Source organism: Caproicibacter fermentans (genome assembly GCF_009746625.1).
GTDB classification, from domain to species: Bacteria; Bacillota; Clostridia; order Oscillospirales; family Acutalibacteraceae; genus Caproicibacter; species Caproicibacter fermentans.
This window is the reverse complement of record NZ_VWXL01000014.1, coordinates 344,267-362,517: the sequence shown is the minus strand read 5'-3', so window position 1 is coordinate 362,517 and position 18,251 is coordinate 344,267. Positions and strand designations below refer to the sequence as shown.

The 18,251-nt window shown below is 57.2% G+C and carries 12 protein-coding genes; 3 read left to right on the top strand and 9 right to left on the bottom strand.

Annotated elements, in window-relative coordinates:
• Window positions 1-25 precede the first annotated feature (25 nt).
• The 3 genes from CAFE_RS03570 to CAFE_RS03560 all read right to left on the bottom strand — a co-directional run bounded on the left by CAFE_RS03570 (window position 26) and on the right by CAFE_RS03560 (window position 3,212).
• Window positions 26-883: a carbohydrate ABC transporter permease gene (locus CAFE_RS03570; protein WP_083209978.1), complete on the bottom strand. Its 858-nt coding sequence runs from the start codon at window positions 881-883 to the stop codon at window positions 26-28.
• Complete coding sequence (locus CAFE_RS03565) at window positions 873-1,766, bottom strand: carbohydrate ABC transporter permease (protein WP_156989792.1); 894 nt, start codon at window positions 1,764-1,766, stop codon at window positions 873-875. The genes CAFE_RS03570 and CAFE_RS03565 overlap by 11 nt, the downstream gene beginning before the upstream one ends.
• 147 nt (window positions 1,767-1,913) lie before the next feature.
• Window positions 1,914-3,212, bottom strand: a complete 1,299-nt coding sequence (locus tag CAFE_RS03560; protein ID WP_156989791.1) for an ABC transporter substrate-binding protein — start codon at window positions 3,210-3,212, stop codon at window positions 1,914-1,916.
• 576 nt (window positions 3,213-3,788) lie between these two features.
• On the opposite strand from CAFE_RS03560, the gene CAFE_RS03555 reads away from it, so the two are divergent.
• Window positions 3,789-4,637 carry an MBL fold metallo-hydrolase gene (locus CAFE_RS03555; protein WP_166525053.1) on the top strand — a complete coding sequence of 283 codons (849 nt, stop codon included), beginning with the start codon at window positions 3,789-3,791 and terminating at the stop codon, window positions 4,635-4,637.
• A 54-nt stretch (window positions 4,638-4,691) separates the two neighbouring features.
• Here CAFE_RS03555 and CAFE_RS03550 read toward each other — a convergent pair whose 3' ends face one another.
• Genes CAFE_RS03550 through rfbF form a run of 6 tightly spaced genes read right to left on the bottom strand, consistent with a single transcriptional unit; the run spans window position 4,692 to window position 12,662 of the window.
• A complete protein-coding gene (locus CAFE_RS03550; protein ID WP_166525052.1) occupies window positions 4,692-5,954 on the bottom strand; it encodes a glycosyltransferase family 2 protein in 1,263 nt (420 codons plus the stop codon).
• Between the two features lie 5 nt (window positions 5,955-5,959).
• Window positions 5,960-7,327 (bottom strand): lipopolysaccharide biosynthesis protein RfbH, encoded by a 1,368-nt coding sequence (gene rfbH, locus CAFE_RS03545; RefSeq protein WP_156989788.1) that lies wholly within the window; start codon window positions 7,325-7,327, stop codon window positions 5,960-5,962.
• On the bottom strand, window positions 7,324-8,424 hold the full coding sequence (locus tag CAFE_RS03540) for a DegT/DnrJ/EryC1/StrS family aminotransferase (protein ID WP_156989787.1): 1,101 nt from the start codon (window positions 8,422-8,424) through the stop codon (window positions 7,324-7,326). The genes rfbH and CAFE_RS03540 overlap by 4 nt, the downstream gene beginning before the upstream one ends.
• Before the next feature lie 16 nt (window positions 8,425-8,440).
• A complete protein-coding gene (locus tag CAFE_RS03535; RefSeq protein ID WP_066644003.1) occupies window positions 8,441-10,795 on the bottom strand; it encodes a GNAT family N-acetyltransferase in 2,355 nt (784 codons plus the stop codon).
• Window positions 10,792-11,901 (bottom strand): CDP-glucose 4,6-dehydratase, encoded by a 1,110-nt coding sequence (gene rfbG, locus CAFE_RS03530; protein ID WP_156989815.1) that lies wholly within the window; start codon window positions 11,899-11,901, stop codon window positions 10,792-10,794. The genes CAFE_RS03535 and rfbG overlap by 4 nt, the downstream gene beginning before the upstream one ends.
• A complete protein-coding gene (rfbF, locus tag CAFE_RS03525; RefSeq protein WP_066644005.1) occupies window positions 11,892-12,662 on the bottom strand; it encodes a glucose-1-phosphate cytidylyltransferase in 771 nt (256 codons plus the stop codon). The genes rfbG and rfbF overlap by 10 nt, the downstream gene beginning before the upstream one ends.
• Window positions 12,663-12,856: 194 nt before the next feature.
• Here rfbF and CAFE_RS03520 point away from each other — a divergent pair, with 194 nt between their 5' ends.
• Together CAFE_RS03520 and CAFE_RS03515 are read left to right on the top strand one after the other, a co-directional pair.
• A complete protein-coding gene (locus tag CAFE_RS03520) occupies window positions 12,857-14,653 on the top strand; it encodes a collagen-like domain-containing protein (protein WP_233452677.1) in 1,797 nt (598 codons plus the stop codon).
• Between the two features lie 21 nt (window positions 14,654-14,674).
• Window positions 14,675-18,244 (top strand): BclA C-terminal domain-containing protein, encoded by a 3,570-nt coding sequence (locus CAFE_RS03515; RefSeq protein ID WP_156989786.1) that lies wholly within the window; start codon window positions 14,675-14,677, stop codon window positions 18,242-18,244.
• Window positions 18,245-18,251: the final 7 nt, after the last annotated feature.

Sequence of the window (18,251 nt, the reverse complement as noted above, 5' to 3'; positions counted from 1 at the left end):
CGATAACGCTCCCTTCCGCAGCAGATTAACCCTTTACCGCTCCGGCTACCGCTTCAATGTAGTTTTTCTGGAAACACAGGAATACGAGGATCACCGGGATAATGGAGATAATCGTGCCTGCGGCTATGTAGCCGAATTTGTAATTGAACATGCCGTTGAGGTACTGCAAAGCCGTCGCAAGAGGATATTTCTGAGGGTCCTGCATAATAATGACCGGCCACAGGAATTGGTTCCAGTTGCCGATAAAGTCAAAGATAATCACCGTCGTGACCGTCGGCTTGATTTCCGGCAGCATGATTCTGGACCAGATTTTCAGCTCGCCTGCCCCGTCGATCTTCGCGGCGTCCATCAGCTCTTTCGGGATGCCGAAATAGGCCTGCCTCAGCAGGATGATACTGAACGCGCCGACCGAGCAGGGCAGGATGCAGCCCATAAAGGTGTTGAGCAAATGCATGTAGGTTATGGTAAGGTACGTAATGACAAGCCCGGCGGCGGCCGGGACAATCATCAGCGCGACTAAAATACCGAAAACCGCCTTTTTGCCCGGAAACTTCATCATTGCCAGCGGATAGGCGCAAAGCGATGAAAAGACAACGTCTATCGCAATTGCGCCAACGGTAATGATCAGGGTGTTGACAATATACTGCGGAATATTCATGAATTTGATCACGCCGACAAAATTATCCAGACTGTAAGCGCCGACTAAAAGGTTCAGATCATACAGATTGGCTCCCGTGCGAAAAGAAGTAATCAGCAGCCAGAGAAAAGGACCTGCGAAAATCGCGGCGATCAGGGTCAGAACCGCATAACGCAGGATTTTCAAAACCGTCTTTTTGGCGTGCCTTGCCGCGCCGCCCTTTGCGGCGGCCGCATTATCCGTCATAAGTCATGCCCCCACCCTTTTTGCCGTACAGGAACACGGCTATGCTGAAAACGCTTGTAATCACGGCGAGCACCAGTCCAATCGCCGCCGAATAGCCGAATTCATAATCATTGAACGCTTTATAATAGGAGTAGTAATTGATCACCATCGTGGAATCGTTCGGCCCGCCCTGAGTAAGGACAAAGACGATGTCGAACACGCCGACCGCGGAAATCAGCGAGGTCAGAGTGCAGAACCAGACATACGGCTTCAGCAGCGGGATCTTCACCTTGACCATCGCCTGGAATCTGCTCGCTCCGTCGATCAGCGCCGCTTCGTCCAGCTCCGCCGGAATGGACTGGATGCCCGCAAGATAGAGCATCATGTAATAACCGAGTCCCTGCCAGACGGTGATGAACATGATGCACAGCATGGCGGAGTCGGGGCTGTCTTTAAATCCGAGCGGCTGGCTGATCCAGCCCCACTGCATCAAAAGGTTATTGATCGCGCCGTTGGAATCGAAGAGAAATCCCCAGATAATGGAAACGGCGACCATGGAGGTGACAACCGGTATGTAATAAAGCACTCGGAAAATACTGATTCCGCGTATCTTCTTATTCACAAAAATTGCAAGCAGAATCGACAATATCTGCAAAGGAGGTACCGTAAGGACAAACAGCACGGAATTGAGGATCGCTATTTTGAATTCCGGGTCGTTGAACGCGCGGATAAAGTTTGCAAAACCGATAAACATCGTCTGCCCCAGCACGGAGTAATCACAAAAGGCCAGGGGAATGCTTCCAACCACGGGAATCACGGCAAAAAAGAATAAAATAACAAGCGCAGGCGCCATAAAACAATAAGCGACGATTGTTCGGCGTGTTTTGGGCTTTAATTGGCTCATGACCAGTCGCACCTTTCACCCTACAAGATTCTGAAACATCGTCATTTCTCAATTTCTCCGATCGTTTCCAGCCAAAACGCCGAATTTGGCGCCGCGGGCGGGGATAACGCTCCCTGTCCGCGGCGGCGGGTATTCTCGGCGCCGGAGTTATTGATTTTCGGCAAGAATCCTGTTTGCGCTCTCTTCGGCATCCTGAATCGACTTTTTGGGGTCCGTGCCCCCTTGGACGCAAGCTTCGTAAATTTTATTGATTGCGTTCTGAAAATTATCCTGATTCGGGATTCCGAGGCAGATATCCTTGGAATCCGCCAGCGTCTTCGCGGAGATGTCGCGGACCTGCCCCTCCAGCGTACTGGTGTCTGAAGAGAAGAACGGGTCGGCGGCCGCTTTGATTGTAGACGGCGAAACCGCGCATGCCTTGCACAGCGCCAGCTGGCACTTGTCGTTCGTAATATAATTCGCGAAATCGATCGCGGCCTTGTGGTTCTTGCTGGCCGCGGGAACGACCATATTCATCAGCGCGTCGTAAACAAACCCTGATTTTCCGACCATGGCGTTCGCAATCGCCGTTGTTTTGTAAATATTCGGAGCCTCATCCTTAATTCTGTTGATCGTCTCGCCGGACGAATTGATGACGGCGAGCTTTCCGGTTTCGAACAGCTTAATCGACGTGTCCCAATCGCCCCAGCCGGTCTTCGGCAGCAGGCCCTTCGACGTCATATCTTTCAGCTCCGCGATTTTGGAAAGCGTCCGGTCATTGTTGAAGGCGGCGGTCTTCTTGTCTTCGCTCAGCATCGGAACGCCGTCGAGGAACAGCGCGTGATTGAACTCCTCCGGCATATAAAGGTAAGCGCCGGTCTTGTCCTTCATGGTTTTCGCAAGTTTGTCGGCTTCTTCATAGGTCTTCGGAACGGAAGTGACCCCGGCTTTTTCGAACAGCGCCTTGTTATAAATCATCACGCACGGAGCCGCATACCACGGGAACGCGTAAACGGAATCGCCTACGCGCGCGGAATCATAAAGAGATTTTATGTAAATTCCCTTCTGCTCCGTCGTTGCTTCCTTTTCCAGATCGACGATTGCGTTTTTGGCGACAAGCGCCAGCGTCATCTGCGTGTTCAGGTTCACAACATCCGGGGATTTTCCCCCGGCGGAAGCCGTGATCAGCTTCTGCTGAATGGACTCGTACGGAAGATCAACCCATTTTATGGTAACGTTCTTATGCTCCGCTTCGTAGTCTTTGATCAAGCCGTTGAACAGGTCGGTAAAAGTCGGCTGCATGGAGATGGTCCACCATTCCACCGTAACCGGCGCGGAATCGGAACCGGAGCTTGTTTTTCCGGCCGCGGCGCTGCTTGCCGGGGAAGAGCCCGCACAGCCGGACAGAGCAGAACCAACTATGCCAAGTGCAAGGATTGCTGCAAGGATTCTCTTGGAAACACGCATATTGACACCCCTCTTAAAAGTTATTGAAAGCGATACCGCATCGAAAAAGCGGACACGTCTCCCGGCGAAGCGCCTGAGCGGCAAAAGGATCCGGTCTTTCGAATACGGTAACACCTGCTCCCCTGAAAATGAAGTTTTAAATTTTAGAGCGGCATCCGGCTGCCGTTCCCCGATTTGCTGGTTCAAGTATAGCACAATAAAAAATATTTTCAATAGATTTTGAAAATTATTTTTTATATACAGTTTTATTGAGCATTTTATAGAAATATATGTCTAGTTACTATATAATATAACCATAAATCTCTTACAAAAAAATAATAAGCTATGAATATAAAAAATATTTTTATTTTTTTATTCTTGCGGGCAAAGTCTCACACAGAGGACCTGCCGCTTAAAATTCTTTCAGTTTGAAAGTTTCAGGCCTCCATATTGCAATTTTTTTAAAAAATCTCCGCTTCTTTCAAATGGATCGCTCCTCCCGCGCTTGACGGAAACACCGGCAAAAGCTAGAATAAAATCCGCTGGCCGGAAAAATCCGGGATCGGCTCAACATCATCTGAAATGGAGGCGCTTGCCATGGAACTGCAGTACCTGGGGACGGCCGCAGCGGAGGGAATCCCCGCATTGTTCTGCCAATGTCCGTTGTGCAGAGCGGCGCGACGTCTCAAGGGAAAAGAGATCCGCGGACGCTCCGGCCTTGTCGTCGACGGCCGGCTGATGATTGACTTCCCTCCGGATATCTTGTCCTATGCCGTCCGGTTTGACCTTGATCTTGCCAAGATCAAATTCCTCGTCGTCACCCACAGCCATACGGACCATTTCGCGCCGGCCGATCTCGTTCTCAGGCTTCCGGGCTGCTATTGCAGCATCACGGACGGCGAACCCGCGATCCGCGTTTACGGAAACAGCGAAGTTCTCCGCCTGACAAGGCGGGCGCTTCGCGCCGAATATCAAACGGACCATGTCGATTTTATGAGTACCAACCTGTTGAAGGCGTTTTGCAAGGAACAACTCGACTCTTACGAAGTCACTTCCCTTCCGGCCGCGCACAAACCCGACGAAGAAGCTTTCATCTATCTTCTGCAAAAGTGCGGGGTCTCCCTGCTTTACGCCCATGATACCGGTTTTTTTCGTCCGGATGTATTCGAGTATCTGAAAAAAAGCAAAGTGAGGCTGGATATGGTCAGCCTTGACTGCACCTGCTGTGCGGCCAAGGAAGGAACCGCGCACATGGGTCTTCCGGACGATCTGGAAGTACTCAAAACGCTGCGAAGCTTCGGCGCCGTCACCAGTGAAACAAAATGCGTTATCAACCATTTCAGCCACAACGGCGGGATGACCCACGCCCAGCTGGAGCGGGAAGCGAAAAAACACCATTTCATCGCCGCTTACGACGGCATGAAAATCAGTCTGCCGGAAACCTGACAATCCGCACGCCCGCAAGGCTCCTTCCTGGGCGTTCCCTGTTCTGATCCTCGGTCAGTCCGTCCCGCTCATTGAACTGTCTATTTTCAAAAAAGGCTTGGATTCCGGCGTCTTTCCAAAGGAAAAATAGAAATTTATATTTTTGCATGCAGAGAAGCCCTTCTCCTTGAAAGCCGCTTCAATTCTCGGGCGGGTTTCCGGGGTCACGGTCGTAAGGATCCGGCCATTTTCCGTTACCATTGAAATAAGCTGCTGAAAAAAGCCCTCCGGATAGGCCAGCGCTCCCGTATCGTATTCCACCACGATCAGGTCAAACCCGCCGCCGGAGAAAAACCGGCCGACATCATCCGGCGAACCAAAAACACACGGCTCGCAGATTGTGGCAAGATCCGCGAGGGTCTCCTGCGCCGTTGTCAGATAAAAGAGCCTCACTTCGCTGTTGCCCCATCTGCGATATTTGTTCTTGATCTGAAGCAGCGACGCCCCGCAGGAAGAGCCGATGCCAAGAATCCGGACCGGATCCGTTTTCCTGCAGTCGGCCAGAGCCACCAGAGTGTCGTCGATTTCACTCGCAACCCAGGAATCGACACCGAATTTTTGATGAAACAGCGAACGGTTTCTTACCGCCAGATTATCTTCAAAGTATTCGTTGTTGAAGGTGACGGAACCGAAATGATGCACATAGGTATCCGCGGCGAGAACCAGCCGGTAACCCAGCCGCCGGATTCGGAAGCTGATCGCATCGTCGTCGTACGAGCCCGGATTAAAATCCTCATCGAACCCGCCGATTTTTTGTATTGTGTCCGTGCGGAACAGGCAGGTGTAAGTCACCAGGCGCAATCTGTCTTCCCAGAAGCGCGAGTTGCTGTGGTTATACTGGTCCGCGACGTTCTGCATTTCTTCCATGGAGCGGTACGGCAACGTAATCTGCTGCCGGTTGGAGGAATAATTACAGACCGGGACCGCCATTCCGATTTTGGGGTCCGATTCCATACAGGCGACCAGATTCTTTAACCAGCGGCTTGTCGGAACAATATCGTTGCTGAGGTTCATGGTGTATTTCCCCTCCGCAAGCCGGAACCCGCTGTTGATCGCCCGATCGACCCCGACATTTTTCGGAAAGCTGACCTTTTTCTCATTCGGAAGACTGTTGAAAAACTCTTCCGTACCGTCGGAGGAGCCGTTGTTCACGGTAATCAGTTCATAATCCACGTCCGTTGTATACCGGTACAGGTTTTCCACGCAAAGCTTCGTATAATCCAGATGGTTATAGGCCAGCAGCACGACGCTGACGGTCGGTTTTTTATGCTCAGACACAAACCTCAGTCCTCCGTTCCAACGGTCTTTTCCGCAGATTGGGAAAGAAAGCGGCGCAGTACATCAAGAATATAGTGAATCATTTCGTTTGTGATGCCGGGATACACACCGATAAAAAACGATCCGTTCAGGGCCTTTTCCGTGTGAATCAACTCTCCGGCGGTACGGCTTCGGATGTTTCGGTACCCGGGATGGCGCAGAATATTCCCGGCAAACAGCATTCTGGTTTCAATTTGATTCTGTTCCAGATACGTGACGATTTCTTTCCGTGTAAACGGCGCGTCACCCCGTACGGTAAGGGGAAACGCAAACCAGGACGGCTCCGCCTTTGGCAGCGCCCTTGGCAAAATGAAATATTCTTCGTACTGTTTCACGCCGTTAAAAAGCGTTTCAAAGTTCTCGCGGCGCCTTTTGGTAAACTCCGGCAGCTTTTTCAGCTGTTCGACTCCGACTGCACACTGCAGGTCGAGCGGCTTCAAATTGTAGCCGATGTTGCTGTAAACATATTTATGATCATAGCCGTCCGGCAGTCCGTCAAAGATCTGGTCAAACCGGTGCCCGCAGGCACCGTTCGGATTTCGTTCCCCGGTTCTGCAGTAGCAGGCGCGCCCCCAGTCGCGCAGGGAAAGGGCCTGCCGGTACAGGTTCAGGCTGTTGGTCAGCAGCGCGCCGCCCTCTCCCATGGTGATGTGGTGCGCCGCGTAAAAGCTGTAGGTCGAAAGATCCCCGAATGTTCCGCAGCGTTTCCCATCGTAAAAGGAATCCAGCGCGTCGCAGGTGTCTTCCAACACATACAAACTGTGTTCCTTTGCAAATTCCATGATACGGTCCATTTCCGCGGGGTTTCCCAGCGTATGCGCCAGCACGACGGCGCGGGTCCGGTCGGAGAGCGCCGACTCCAGTCTGCCAGCATCCAGATTGTAGGTTCCTTCTTCCACATCGACGAAAACGGGAATCAAACCGTACTGCAAAATCGGATTCAGCGTTGTCGGGAATGCGAGCGCCGTGGTGATTACCTCATCGCCCGGCCTGAGCGGATGCGCAAGATTCGGCGAACAGAGCGCGCCGACCGCCAGCAGGTTGGCGGAGGAACCCGAGTTGGTCACAAGGCCGTAGTTCATCCCCATGCGCCGGGAAAAGTCGGAAACAAACCGATCCCCCTTTTCCCCAAGCGTCAGCCAGAAATCAAGCGCGCAATCGACGGCCGCCTGCATCTCCCGTTCGTCAAAGACGCGGCCCGCGTAATGGATTCTGCTCTTTCCCGGAATGAATTTTTCCTCCTGTTGTCTCAGTTTGAAAATTTCCTTTGTTTTCTCCAGTATCTCACGCCGCAGCGATTCCTCCGTCTCCACGGTCCCGCCCTCTTTCCTCATAGAAGCTCCAGAAAAGTATCGCAGACAAAATCCACGTCCTCATCGGTCATATTTGCCGCAGACGGCAGGCAGATACCCTTTTGCTCGATCGCCGCGCAGACCGGGTTTTCAAACCGCTGTTCGTACATCGGGAAACGGCTCATGCGGGGGAACGCGGGTCTTGCATGGATATTCCGGGCGCGCAGTGCCTCCAGAATCCGGTCGCGTTTTTCCTGCGAAACGCCGGGCAGCAGCAGGGACGGATAGCAATAGTTGCTTCTGCAGCCCTCCCGTTCGCGCACCAGCCTGATTTTGCCGATTCCCCCAAGATCGCTGTCGTAGCGCTCAAAAAGATTTCTCTTCTTTTGCATCAGATCATCCACGCGTTCCAGCTGTGCCAATGCCAGCGCGGCGGAAAGATTGCTGATGGTGTACTGGTACCCGAGCTCGTCGGACCAGAACACCGCCTCGCGGTCCGTCCTCCCCATATCCGACAGGCGGTAGGCCTTCCGGTAAAGATCTTCGCTGTCGGTCAGCAAAACTCCCCCTTCTCCGCTGACCGTCATTTTGGCTCCCTGAAAGCTGAAGCAGGAAAAGTCGCCGAACGAACCGACCTTTTTGCCGTGATACTCCGCGCCGACCGCCGGAGCCGCGTCCTCAATGACGAAAAGGCCGTACTCCTCCGCGAGCTTCATAATTTCATCCATCATGGCGGGCTGGCCGAACGAATGCACCAGCATGATCGCGCGGGTTCTGGGCGTGATCGCCTTTCTGACGCAGTCCGGATCGATCGTCCAGGTATCCGGCTCCACATCGGCAAACACGCATTTCGCCCCCGTGTAAGCGACCGCGTGGGCGGTGGCAACCCAGCTGAAATCGGTGACGATGACCTCGTCGCCCTCTCCCAGTCCCAGGGCGGCGCAGGCAAGATGCAGCGCATGGGTGCAGCAGTGAACCGCAATCGCGTACTTGACGCCCACGTATTCGGCAAACGCTTTTTCCAGGCGTTTGATGTAATCCTCACAATGTTCGTACCATCCGTTTTGCACGGCGTCCAGAACATAGGACACTTCCTTTTCCGTAATGGACGGTCCCGCAAAGCTGATTTTATGGTTCAACAGATTTCCCTCCCGTTCAATTCGTTTCAGTAGTATTTTCTTCGCTATACCGCATCACCGTATGACACTTTCCCTCTCCGTTCTCGCCCGGCTGTTCTTCCCGCTCCACCACGAATCCGTTCTTCCTGTAAAAACGGATCGCATGGGGATTATCCTGAAAAACCCGCAGGCGAATTACTTGAAGGCCAAGCTCGCGCCGCCCCCAGCGCAGCAGCGCCATGAGCGCGAAGCCCATCAGACCGGGGCGCGCGCTTTTTTCTCCGCGCAGGACGGCATCCACCTCGCAGCTCTTTTCCTCATAATCAAAATCTGCAAAGCCGATGTGGCCGACCGGCTTTCCGTCCGGCGCCTGAATCAGAAATAAAAGGCGGTCTTCTTTTCCGATAACCAGTCGGTCAAGCCAGACGGCGGTTCCCTCCGGCGTAGCCGTAAAGGGTTTTGCATTCAAACCCGGATTTTCATTTCTCCATTTGGAAAGCAGGGATTCGATTCCCGGCAGGGAAACGCGGAAATCCGCCGTGACCGGCCTCAGGAAAGCCGCGGCGGCACCGCTTTCATCCGGCACTGGAATTCTGCGTGGCGGAAAATCCCCGCCGATGCCTTTATACCGGTTGAAAACCGCCCTGATTTTAGCGCGATACCGCCGGGCTTCCCCGTACGGCTCGACAATCATGTTCCTGCGTAATTCTTCCCGCGGCAGCAGGGGATTCTGGTCCTCGACCGGGCGGCCGACCTCCAGCTTCGGAACGACCAGAGTCGTTTGCGGCAGCGCAAATTCAATCAGCGCCGGCTCAGGCGAATTGAGCAGCTCCGACAGCTTTTCCGGAGATTCCCCCTCTCGTACGCGCGTATTTTCAATTCCATAGGCACCGGCAATTTTGCAAAAATCCGGTGCTCCGTAATCGTCGACCGTCGCGTTCAGCCTTCCGTCGAAATACAGTTCCTGAAACTGCCGTATCATGCCGAGACTTTGATTGTTGAACACCAGAATCTTTACCGGGATACGGTCCCGCGCAAGGACTTCCAGCTCCTGCAGGTTCATCTGCATGCCGCCGTCGCCCGTGACCGCCAGAACCTTTCCCCGGCTTCCGGCATACCACGCGCCGACGGCGCAGGGCAGTGCGAATCCCATCGCCCCCATGCCGCCCGATGTCAGAAGCCGGTTTCCTGCCCAAAGGTGAAGGGACTGCGCCGCCCACATCTGATTCTGCCCCACATCCAGGCAAACGGCGTCCTCCGGGCCGATCAGTCCGGAGAGGCGTTCAAGAATCCTGTTCGGTTTTCCCGGTCCGTTTTCCCCTCCGGCAGGATACCGGTTTTGATATCCCCGAACGGTCTTCTCCCATTCCTCCGTATCGGAGCAAATCTCGCCGGCATGGGAAAGCAGCTCTTCCAGAAACGCCCCCGCGTCGGCCTGAATTTTAAATTCATTCCTTTTTACCTCATGTTCCAGTTCGTCAGGATCAATATCAACCCGGATCAGCCTTGCGCCCCTGGCAAAGCTTTCCGGGTTTGTTCCGGTCTGGCGGGTATCAAGACGTGTTCCAATCGCCAGAACAAGGTCGCTGTTCGCAACGGTGAAATTCGCACAGCGGCAGCCATAGGATCCGATCATGCCGACTGAATTTTCCATTCCCGCGCAAACGTCCAGCCCCATCAGCGAGGAAACGACGGGAATGCGAAGCCGCCCCGCCAGTTCCCTGAATTTTTGTTCCGCTCCGGACAAACGGATTCCTCCCCCCGCAAGAAGGACGGGGCGGCGGCTGGCGTTCAGCAGTTCCACGACTCTGCCGACGTCCGGTTTTGTTACGGGCGTCGGTGTTTCCCGATCGCCGTCCAGTGCTTCCGGCGGCACATCCTCCCGCTGAAGATCCATTGGAAGGTCCAGCAGCACGGGCCCCGGCCTTCCGGAAACCGCGATTCGCATGGATTTTTCCAGTTCTCGGCGAATCTCCATCGGATCCGTCACCCGCACGGCGTATTTTGTAACAGGAGCGGCAATCGAAACAATGTCGGTTTCCTGAAAACCGAGCTGTCTCAGTTTTTTCCTTCCCTTGTACTCGTAAGTATTGACCTGACCGGTCAGGTAAACGACCGGAACGGAGTCGAAATATGCGCTTCCGATCCCCGTGATCAGATTTGTCGCGCCGGGACCGCTGGTTGCCATGGCGACTCCCGGCGCGCCTTTCCTGCGCGCGTATCCTTCCGCCGCAAACGCCGCCGCCTGCTCGTGGCAGCATCCGATCAGCCTGATTCCGGGGGTACGGTAAAGAGAATCGATCAGATGCGTAACCGCGCCTCCGGGATAGCCAAACACATACTCACAGCCCGTTCCGGCAAGAAATGCCGCGATATAATCCGAAACCTTCAACCTGCTCTATCCCCTTTCTCCCCGCTTTGCTTCCCGCGGCTTTCTTCCACACGCGCGGTATAGTCCCGGATCTGCCCGAGGCACAGGGCGGAAACATCCGGCCTTTCAAACCCGCGGTACCATTCCATCGTCATCCCGAGCGATTCCTTCAGGGAAAGCTGCGGAAACCAGCCAAGGAGCGCGTTTGCCTTCGTACAGTCAAGGTTTAAAAACGAGGCCTCGTGGTCGGAATCAGGGTCGGATAAGTCCTCCCAGCTCCCGTCCCCCCACAGGCCGATTACCGCGTCCGCCACTTCCCCCACCGATGCGAGTGACCCGCCGCACGGTCCGAAATTCCAGGCTTCCGCGGTTTTTTGGGGGTCCGAAAGCAAACCCGCAGCCAAAAGTAAATAACCGTACAGCGGTTCCAGCACAAACTGCCACGGCCGAACCGCGTCCGGATTTCTCACCCCGACCGGTTCGCCTTTTCTCAGCGACCTGATACAATCCGGCAAAAGCCGATCCTCAGACCAGTCCCCTCCGCCGATCACATTGCCCGCCCGTGCCGTGGCAACGGGCATGGAGAAGGACCTCCGATACGCGGAAGCCACAAGCTCCGCGCAGCCCTTGCTCGCGCTGTACGGGTCATACCCGCCCATCGCGTCGCTTTCCCGGTAGCCCCAGATCTGCTCCCGGTTTTCGTAGCATTTGTCGGAGGTGACAATCACACAGGAACGCACGCTCCCGGTCTTTCGAACGTTTTCCAGCAGATTGACGCAGCCCATGACGTTGGTCTCAAACGTCTCGGCGGGAACGCGGTAAGACTTTCGTACGATCGGCTGGGCGGCAAGATGAAAAACGATCTCCGGCTGAAAGACATCGAAGATTTCCGCAAGACGTTTGCGGTCACAAACGTCTCCGCGCAGATCCGTCAGTTTGTCCTTCAGCCCGCACAAGACAAAATTCCCGTAATCGGACGCCGGCGGCAGCGCATAACCGATTACCTTCGCCCCCAGGGCGTCGAGCCACATCGAAAGCCAGGAGCCTTTGAACCCGGTGTGGCCGGTTACAAGAACCCTTTTGTTCCGAAACACTCCGCCGAACAAATCCTTCTGTGCTAACTCCATACTTTCCAAGGCGCATCTCCCCTGTTCCAAAGAGCATTTACCCGTTCAACGTCCTTGTAAGTATCGATCGCGGTCCAAAATCCGTCATGGCGATAAACGGATATCTGGGAATCCGCGGCAAGGCGGTGCAGCGGTTCCTGTTCAAACGCGCAGTCTTCAGAAGGGATATACTCGAAGACCTCTTTTTTCAGAACCATAAATCCGCCGTTTATGATGTCCTTCAGCACGGGCTTTTCCCGGAAGGCCGTGACATTTCCATCCCGAAGCTGCATAACTCCGAACGGCGAGACCGGGTTTACCCCCGTCAGCGTGGCGATTTTGCCGGACCGCGTGTGACAGTCCTGCAGAGCGTGTAAATCCACGTTGCTCAGCCCGTCGCCGTAGGTCAGCATAAACCGATCCGAATCAATGTATTCCCGGATCTTTTTGATTCTGCCGCCCGTCAGCGTCTCCGGACCCGTGTCGACAACCGTAACGTTCCAGTCCTCATCCCGGCTGGTCAGGTACCGGACCTCCCCGCTGTGCCCGGTTTGAATTGAAAAATCGTTATTCAGCCACCGCATTTCCATAAAGTATCGTTTGATCATGTCGCCCCGGTAACCGACGCACAGGATAAAATCATGCAGTCCGTAAAAAGAATAATGCTTCATGATATGCCAGAGAATCGGCCTTCCGCCGACCTGAACCAGAGGTTTGGGCCGGAATTCCGTTTCCTCCCTCATCCGCGTTCCTTTTCCTCCGCACAGGATTACCGTTTGCATTGCATCTTCCGCTCTCCAATCGTCTCATCTATATGCGCCGTTCATAACATAAATCCGGTCTGACTCAGTATATGCGGGATCTCTTTTCCAGGTTCAGGATACGGTACATAATTCCATATATGAATTTTATCCGTTTCCATGGGAACGGCGCCTTGTTTGTACGCATATACTGGCAAAAGCCGCAGGAAGCATCCATGGATCATTACAGCGGCTGGAAATTTGATGTGCAGGTGAAATATATGAGCAATATAGCATTGCAAATCGAACGGTCGGCAAGCGGGTCGATCGCAGCCGGCAGCAATGTAATTTTTGATACAACCGTGTATCTTGCGGGGAATGTCACCTATAACAGCACGACCGGAGTCATTACCTTTTTAGAGGCCGGCCGATACTCACTAAGCTGGTGGGTAGCCACGCAGGCGACGCTTTCCAGCAACGGAACCGTTTTTGCCCTGTCCTCTTCGCAGGGGGATTTTTTGGAGGGGAATTCTCCGTTAAGGGCGGATGAAGTTTCCGGGATCGGCATTATCGACGTGACTGTGGCGCCCGTAACGGTTTCACTGGTGAACGCCAGTACAACCGATGTGTTTTATGCGAACGTTGTCCCGTTGAAAGCGACCCTGGTTGTAATTGAGGACGATCTGGTCGGACCGACGGGAGGAACTACCGGGCCGACAGGGCCAACAGGGCCGACAGGGCCAACAGGGCCGACAGGACCAACGGGTGCAGCCGGACTGACAGGACCGACCGGGGACACCGGACCGACCGGACCAATCGGAGACACCGGGCCGACAGGACCGACCGGGGACACCGGACCGACAGGACCAGTCGGAGATACCGGACCGACAGGACCGACCGGGGACACTGGACCGACCGGACCAATCGGAGATACCGGACCGACAGGACCGACCGGGGACACCGGACCAACAGGACCGACCGGAGACACCGGACCGACCGGACCAATCGGAGATACCGGACCGACAGGACCGACCGGGGACACCGGACCAACAGGACCGACCGGAGACACCGGACCGACCGGACCGACCGGAGACACCGGACCGACCGGACCAATCGGAGACACCGGACCGACCGGACCGACCGGAGACACCGGACCGACAGGACCGACCGGAGACACCGGACTGACAGGACCAATCGGAGACACCGGACCGACAGGACCGACCGGAGACACCGGACCGACAGGACCAATCGGAGACACCGGACCGACAGGACCGACCGGAGACACCGGGCCAATAGGCCCAACGGGCGACACCGGACCGACAGGCCCAATCGGCGATACCGGACCGACAGGCCCAATCGGCGATACCGGACCGACAGGACCGACCGGAGACACCGGACCGACAGGACCGACCGGAGACACCGGACCAATAGGCCCAACGGGCGACACCGGACCGACAGGCCCAATCGGCGATACCGGACCGACAGGACCGACCGGAGACACCGGGGCAATAGGCCCAACGGGCGACACCGGACCAACAGGACCGACCGGAGACACCGGGCCAATAGGCCCAACGGGCGACACCGGACCGACCGGACCGACCGGCGATACCGGAGCAACCGTCCAGTTACGTGGAATTCAGACTCAGCTTGACGACAGCCCCGGAGGCACCGTGACCGACGGTTCAGCGGTACTCTTCAATACAATTCTTAGTGACCAAAGCCCCAATATCTCTTATAATGCCGCAACCGGTGAATTCACCATTACCGAAGTAGGAATTTACTATGTCAGTTGGTGGATTGCAGAAGACAGCGCCGGTGTTGCGACATCGGTAAACTTCAGCGTAACACTGAACAGCGTTCCAGGACCGGTCGCATACTCGCCATTAACGACGGGCCAGGTCAATGGCAGTGCAATCGTCACGGTAGGCGCCACTCCCGCTACCGTCACTTTAACGAACCAATCGGGAGCTACCGTAACCTATTCCACTACAGCTGTTCAGGCAGGCATAACCATCATTGAAGTAAGCCTTTAATGAACTCGGGAGGAAAGTAATTTGAGCAATATTGCCCTACAAATAGAACGAACCGCCGTCGGCGGGAATATCGCTCCGGGCGGAAACGTCATTTTTAATAATGTTATTTATTCATCAGGCAATATCCTATATAATTCCGCGACCGGCGTCATTACAATCGGCGATAACGGAAGATATGTTTTTAACTGGTGGCTTGCCACTCAAACCTCATCCGGAGCATCCGGGATCGACTACGCGCTGGTTTCTTCGCAAGGCGACAATATTGAAGGCGTGCTGCCTATTCGAACCGGTGAGGCTTATGGCATAGGAATTATAGAAGTAAACACTGCGCCTGTTACTGTATCTCTGCAAAACGCAACTGCAGGTACTACGATTTTAACCTCACAGTTTTCTCCCAACGCATCCCTTACCGTCGTGGAAGACGACACGTTGGGGGAAACCGGACCAACCGGGCCGACAGGACCCGCGGGCGGACCAACCGGGCCGACTGGGCCAACCGGACCGTCCGGCGGACCCGTGGGACCAACCGGACCGACAGGGCCAACCGGACCAACCGGCGTAACAGGTCCCACGGGCCATAGCGGAGCACAGGGTCCTCAGGGAGCAATGGGATTTGTGGGACCGGCAGGACCGGCAGGGCCGACCGGTCCGACCGGGCCGTCCGGCGGACCTATGGGACCGACCGGAGCAACCGGACCAACCGGGCCGTCCGGGTCGACCGGGCCGAGCGGAACAACCGGGCCGACAGGTCCGACGGGATCTACCGGTGATACCGGACCGATCGGACCGGCGGGCGGACCAACGGGGCCAACCGGGCCAACCGGACCTGGCGGACCCGCGGGCGGGCCTACGGGGCCAACCGGACCGACAGGGGCCGCGGGTTCCGTCGGAGCAACCGGACCTACAGGACCGACTGGGGCCGCGGGTTCCGTCGGAGCAACCGGACCTACAGGACCGACTGGGGCCGCAGGTTCCGTCGGAGCGACCGGGCCAACCGGAGACACTGGACCGACTGGGGCCACGGGTTCTGTCGGAGCGACCGGGCCGACCGGCGACACCGGAGCAACCGGACCTACAGGACCGACTGGGGCCGCAGGTTCCGTCGGAGCGACCGGACCGACCGGAGACACCGGAGCAACCGGGCCGACTGGCGACACAGGACCGACGGGCGACACCGGACCGACTGGAGATACCGGACCGACCGGAGATACCGGACCAACCGGAGATACCGGACCAACCGGAGACACAGGACCGACCGGAGACACAGGACCGACCGGAGACACAGGACCGACCGGAGACACAGGACCGACGGGCGACACCGGACCGACTAGCGACACCGGACCAACTGGCGACACCGGGCCAACCGGCGACACCGGACCGACCGGAGACACCGGAGCAACCGGAGACACAGGACCGACGGGCGACACCGGACCGACTGGAGATACCGGACCGACCGGAGATACCGGACCAACCGGAGATACCGGACCGACCGGAGACACAGGACCGACCGGAGACACAGGACCGACCGGAGACACAGGACCGACGGGCGACACCGGACCGACGGGCGACACCGGACCAACTGGCGACACCGGGCCAACCGGAGACACCGGACCGACCGGAGATACCGGGCCGACGGGCGACACCGGACCAACCGGCGACACCGGACCAACCGGCGATACCGGGCCAACCGGCGACACCGGACCGACCGGAGACACCGGAGCAACCGGGCCGACTGGCGACACGGGACCGACCGGAGACACGGGGCCAACCGGCGACACCGGACCGACCGGAGATACCGGACCGACCGGAGACACCGGACCGACCGGAGACACCGGACCGACGGGCGACACCGGACCGACGGGCGACACCGGACCAACTGGCGACACCGGGCCGACCGGAGACACCGGGCCGACCGGCGACACCGGGCCGACCGGCGACACCGGGCCAACGGGGCCAACCGGTGATACCGGACCAACCGGCGATACCGGGCCAACTGGCGACACTGGACCAACCGGAGACACAGGACCGACCGGAGACACAGGACCGACGGGCGACACCGGACCGACTGGCGACACCGGACCAACTGGCGACACCGGGCCAACCGGAGACACCGGGCCAACCGGCGACACCGGGCCAACCGGCGACACCGGACCGACCGGAGACACCGGACCGACAGGAGACACCGGGCCAACGGGGCCAACCGGTGATACCGGACCAACCGGCGATACCGGGCCGACTGGAGATACCGGGCCGACCGGAGACACAGGACCAACTGGACCAACGGGTGACACCGGACCGACGGGTGACACTGGACCGACCGGAGATACCGGGCCAACCGGCGACACCGGACCGACGGGCGACACCGGACCAACGGGCGATACCGGGCCGACCGGAGACACCGGACCGACAGGAGACACCGGGCCAACGGGGCCAACCGGTGATACCGGACCAACCGGCGATACCGGACCGACTGGAGATACCGGGCCGACCGGAGATACCGGGCCGACCGGAGATACCGGGCCGACCGGCGACACTGGACCGACCGGAGACACCGGGCCAACGGGGCCAACCGGTGATACCGGACCGACTGGAGATACCGGGCCGACCGGAGATACCGGGCCAACTGGCGACACTGGACCGACCGGAGACACCGGGCCAACGGGGCCAACCGGCGACACCGGACCAACCGGCGATACCGGACCGACTGGAGATACCGGGCCGACCGGAGATACCGGGCCGACCGGCGACACTGGACCGACCGGAGACACCGGGCCAACGGGGCCAACCGGTGATACCGGACCGACTGGCGACACCGGGCCGACCGGAGATACCGGGCCGACCGGCGACACTGGACCGACCGGAGACACCGGGCCAACGGGGCCAACCGGTGATACCGGACCAACGGGCGACACCGGACCAACCGGCGATACCGGGCCAACCGGCGACACCGGGCCGACAGGCGACACCGGGCCGACGGGCGACACCGGACCGACTGGCGACACCGGGCCAACGGGAGACACCGGGCCAACCGGTGATACCGGACCAACCGGCGACACCGGACCAACCGGCGATACCGGACCAACCGGCGACACCGGACCAACCGGAGACACCGGGCCAACGGGCGACAACGGGCCAACGGGGCCAACTGGTGACACCGGACCGACCGGCGACACCGGGCCAACTGGTGACACCGGACCAGGCGTAACAACCTTCGGTTATGTTTACAATTCAGGAACACAGGCCGTTGCCAGCGGCGCCGACGTCACATTCAGCAACAACGGTCCTCTCAGCGGAATTACCCATACCGCCGGTACAGCCCAAGTAACCGTGCCGTCCACAGGAACGTATCAAATCGACTATTATATCAACATTACGGCGGGAACGGGAGCTTCCCTCTCCATTGCAGTGAACGGAACTCCGGACGCATCAACGACCATCGATCTGCTGGTCGGGACCGGCGTGGTTTCCGGCACCGCAATGCTGACGCTGGCGGGCGGCGATGTTTTGACCCTTAGAAACAGTTCCGGCGCCACCGCATTTACTTTGGGAACCTCTGTCAGCTCGCAATTTGACGTAATCTTTTTAAGCTAATCCTTTT

Coding starts and splice junctions, on each gene's coding strand:
- rfbF (WP_066644005.1), bottom strand. CDS start 12,662: ATGCAAACGGTAATCCTGTGCGGAGGAAAAGGAACGCGGATGAGGGAG.
- CAFE_RS03555 (WP_166525053.1), top strand. CDS start 3,789: ATGGAACTGCAGTACCTGGGGACGGCCGCAGCGGAGGGAATCCCCGCA.
- CAFE_RS03560 (WP_156989791.1), bottom strand. CDS start 3,212: ATGCGTGTTTCCAAGAGAATCCTTGCAGCAATCCTTGCACTTGGCATA.
- CAFE_RS03520 (WP_233452677.1), top strand. CDS start 12,857: ATGGATCATTACAGCGGCTGGAAATTTGATGTGCAGGTGAAATATATG.
- rfbG (WP_156989815.1), bottom strand. CDS start 11,901: ATGGAGTTAGCACAGAAGGATTTGTTCGGCGGAGTGTTTCGGAACAAA.
- CAFE_RS03570 (WP_083209978.1), bottom strand. CDS start 883: ATGACGGATAATGCGGCCGCCGCAAAGGGCGGCGCGGCAAGGCACGCC.
- CAFE_RS03565 (WP_156989792.1), bottom strand. CDS start 1,766: ATGAGCCAATTAAAGCCCAAAACACGCCGAACAATCGTCGCTTATTGT.
- rfbH (WP_156989788.1), bottom strand. CDS start 7,327: ATGAGGAAAGAGGGCGGGACCGTGGAGACGGAGGAATCGCTGCGGCGT.